We start from the raw sequence: 3,752 nt of genomic DNA, 5'->3' as shown, positions 1-3,752 counted from the left end.
CGCCGCGCGGGAATATTTAAAAAAAAGAGGCATTAACGAGTAATCAATAAAAACGTTTCAGCTTGGGTTTGCGCCTAAAGACTCCCTGATCCGTTCAGCTGAAAAAAAAGGAATTTCCAAGGAACAGCTTGTCTCCGCAGGGCTTGTAACGAAAACTGAGCGGGGAAACTATTTTGAATATATGTCCGATAGAGTTGTTTTCCCTATTTTTGATTCGCAGGGGAGAGTAATTGCTTTCGGCGGGCGCACGTTAAAGGATGATGATCCGAAATACCTTAATACCCCGGAAACTTCGGTATATTCAAAGTCACAACAGTTATACGGCTTATTTCAGGCTTTGCCGGCTTTAAGAAAGACTAATGAAGTAATTGTCCTTGAGGGATATATTGATGTGATTGTTTCTCATCAATTCGGCCTTTCAACTTCTGTTGCGACCTTGGGAACATCTTTAACGGCGCAGCATTCTCATATTTTAAAACGATATTGCGAAAACGTCATTTTGTTATTTGATTCGGATAAAGCCGGAAATGAAGCAACTAAAAGGGCGATAGAAACTCTTTTAGACAGCGAAATTTCCATAAAAACAGCAAGCCTTCCTGCGGGAATAGACCTTGACGAGTATCTTTTGAAGGAAGGAAAAGAAAGTTTTTCAAATCTTTTAGAAAAAGAGAAAAAATCTTTCATAGATTTTATGATAAAAGATGCAATAGACAAATTCGGGGTTCAAACAGTTGAATCTAAAGTGAAGGCGGTTAACGACATCCTCCCTTTCGTAGCTAAAATAAAAAACCTGATTCTAAGAAGTGAAGCGATAAAGCACGTTTCGGAAAAAATAAATGTGAGGGAAGATGCTGTAATTTCGGAGCTGCGCCGTCTTGTAAAAAAGGCTCCTTTAAAGAGCGAATTTCAGGAAAGCGGTGCCCAACAAAAACATACAAGGCTAAGAAACGCTGAAGAAGAAATAATGCAGTTAATATTGGCGCATCCGGAATGCATTAGTGATTTGGACCAGGAATTATTGAAAGAAGAAAGAACAAAAAAGATCTTTAATTTTTTGAAAGACGGGGTATCAGTCCCTGAAATTATTGAAGAGCTTGAAGAACAAGACAGGGTTTGGTTTAGAGAAATTCTTTTAGAAGAAAAAGAATACACATTTCCCGATCAGACTCTTTCTAATTTAACTAAAGACATCAGGAACAAAGAGCTGGAAAATACACGCCAGGAGCTTGAAAAAGAAATAATTATGATGAGAAACGGCACTATACCTTACGATAATAAAAAGTTTGAATTGTTTAAAGAACTTACCATTCAATTAAAAGGTTCGGGGAAATAAAATGAGGAAGAGAAAAGATATTTTTAAGGATTTGGTTGAAACTGCGAAGGAGCAGGGATACATTACTTACGATGAGATAAACAAGGGTATTCCTTCCGAAGTTCCCTCAGACAAGGATATTGATGATTTCTTTGGAACTCTGAACAATTTGGGTATCAGGGTAGTATCCCAGCCGAAAGAGTATTCCATAAAAGAAGCGGTGGCTACCGAAGAAACTGAGACTCAGAAAGTTTCAGGCGAAGAAGAAGTAATCAATCCTGTAAGGATGTATTTAAGCGAAATGGCGAAAGTTTCTCTATTGGACAGGGCGACGGAAATTAATCTAGCGCGCAGCATTAGAGAAAATGAAAAAATGCTTAAAATGGTCGTCCTTGAATCACCGCTTATTATCAAGGAAATTCGCAATTGGGAAACGCTGATTATACAGCAGGAAATGACGCCGAAAGAGCTTATGCCCAGGGGAAGAAAGTCTTATTCTCAGCTTCGCGGCATGCGGAATAAAATGATGAACTGAAAAGACTGGAAAGGAAATATAGAGTGCCGTACTACAGGCTTTTGAGTTTGTATCGTTCTGCTAAAAAAAGCAAGAGTAAGGCTGCTGAATTCAAAAAACAAACCGGTTATTCTCCCGTAAATCTTGATGTCCAGATAGAAAATCTGCAGAGCCTTCTGTCAAGGCAAAATCATCTTAAAGAAGGACTGTCAATTACCCCTGAAGATTTGATTGAAGCTGATCGTAAAATTCGCGAATTTGAAGACGTAATCCATATTGATAAAATGAAGCTCATTGAGGCTAACTTTCGTCTGGTAGTTTCGATCGCAAAAAAACATGTCGGCATTTCAAACCTTGAGCTTTCTGATTTGATACAGGAAGGCAACCTTGGGCTTTCAAAAGCTGTGGAAAAATTTGAATGGAAAAGAGGCTTTAAGTTTTCAACCTATGCAACCTGGTGGATACGCCAATCAATAAATCGGGCGATTGCAGATCAGTCAAGGACAATCCGAATACCTGTGCATATGAAAGAGCTGATTTCAAAACTCACAAAAATAAAGAAAAAATATCAGCAGGAATACGGGCGCGAACCAAATATTGAAGAATATACCAGACTTCTGAGGCTTTCGGCAGAAAGAGTAAGGCGCGTTTTGAAAATGATGCAGGAGCCCATATCGCTTTCAACTCCGGTAGGGGAAGAGGAAGACTCAAAACTTGAAGATTTTGTTGAAGATTTAAGCGGGCCCAGCCCGGTTCAAAAAACCCAGCATTATAGGCTTCAGCTAGAAATTGAAAATATTTTGAGCACTCTTACTCCCCGTGAAGCAGACATAATAAGACTTCGCTATGGCATAGGTTCCGGATATCCAAGGACTCTTGAAGAAGTTGGTAAAATTTTCGGCGTTACAAGAGAACGTGTCCGTCAAATTGAAGCAAAAGCTATAAGAAAACTGCGCCATCCTTCTCGCAGCAAAACGTTAAGAGAATATCTGGAATAAAAAAGTGTTTGACACATTTCAAAGTTTTGGGTATAATTTCAATTAGTTTTTTGCTTCAGTTTTTCTGAAAAATCTTATTCGTTTGTGACTGATAACTGTTAACTGGTTCCTTATAACTGAAAAGGGCCTGTAGCTCAGTTGGTTAGAGCAGTCGGCTCATAACCGTCTGGTCGTAGGTTCAAGTCCTACCAGGCCCAAATATTAATATAAGTATTTATATTTATAATAAACCCTTGATAGTTTTTTCAAGGGTTTTTTTCTTGACCGAAAAGTAAAAAGTTGATATAATTCAAGCTTAAATTGCATATCTTAACAAGCCAATTCAGCTAAAATTCAAATAATTGAAAACAGTTACGGAATTAGTTGAATATTTAATCAGTTTAGGAAAGGGTTCAGCGAACAAAGTGAGCGGCGATTTAATGGGAAAACCTTAGGTTTCCTTAATTGGGAGCGCTGAGCGGAGCAATTCCTCTCGAAGCGAAGCAACGTAGTAAGCCCGAGCTTTTGTAAGGGCGCTTGCCCTGCCGAAGCTGTCTCATCAAAATGGCGAATAGCCATGATTATTGATGAGACGTCTAGCGCAGGAGGGCGACTATAGGGTAGTTAGCTCAGCGGAAGAGCACTTGCCTCACACGCGAGTGGCCGCAGGTTCGAACCCTGCACTACCCATTTTAAGACAGTAATTAGTAGATAGTGATTAGAAATTAGTAAATATTACTTGGAAAGCGGATAAATACAGACTTCTTCGCGCAAAAAGGAGCATAAATGCCGGACATAAAACAACAAATTGAGCTTTTGGTAATTCTTCAGGAGAAAGATAGTGTTTTGGATAAGCTGAAAAAACAGCTTTCCGATAATCCTTTAACGATAGCAGAACTTAAACAAACACTTGATCAGTACCGATCTGAGACCGAGGAATCTAAGAATA

General features: G+C 39.0%; 3 protein-coding genes and 2 tRNA genes. All 5 read left to right on the top strand.

Annotation, left to right across the window (positions count from 1 at the left end):
- Positions 1-46: 46 nt before the first annotated feature.
- The 5 genes from NT145_05140 to NT145_05120 all read left to right on the top strand — a co-directional run bounded on the left by NT145_05140 (position 47) and on the right by NT145_05120 (position 3,493).
- Positions 47-1,333, top strand: coding sequence for a toprim domain-containing protein (locus NT145_05140; GenBank protein MCX5782070.1), 1,287 nt, complete (start codon positions 47-49; stop codon positions 1,331-1,333).
- A gap of 1 nt (position 1,334) precedes the next feature.
- Complete coding sequence (locus tag NT145_05135) at positions 1,335-1,847, top strand: hypothetical protein (GenBank protein ID MCX5782069.1); 513 nt, start codon at positions 1,335-1,337, stop codon at positions 1,845-1,847.
- 23 nt (positions 1,848-1,870) lie between these two features.
- Positions 1,871-2,824, top strand: coding sequence for a sigma-70 family RNA polymerase sigma factor (locus NT145_05130; protein MCX5782068.1), 954 nt, complete (start codon positions 1,871-1,873; stop codon positions 2,822-2,824).
- Positions 2,825-2,947: 123 nt separating this feature from the next.
- Positions 2,948-3,021: transfer RNA gene (locus tag NT145_05125), tRNA-Ile, on the top strand.
- 400 nt (positions 3,022-3,421) lie between these two features.
- Positions 3,422-3,493 (top strand) — tRNA-Val (locus NT145_05120).
- Positions 3,494-3,752: the final 259 nt, after the last annotated feature.

This window comes from Elusimicrobiota bacterium, assembly GCA_026388075.1.
Taxonomy (GTDB): Bacteria; Elusimicrobiota; Endomicrobiia; order Endomicrobiales; family JAPLKN01; genus JAPLKN01.
The sequence above is the reverse complement of the archived record's forward strand: the minus strand, read 5'-3'. Positions and strand labels throughout refer to the sequence as shown.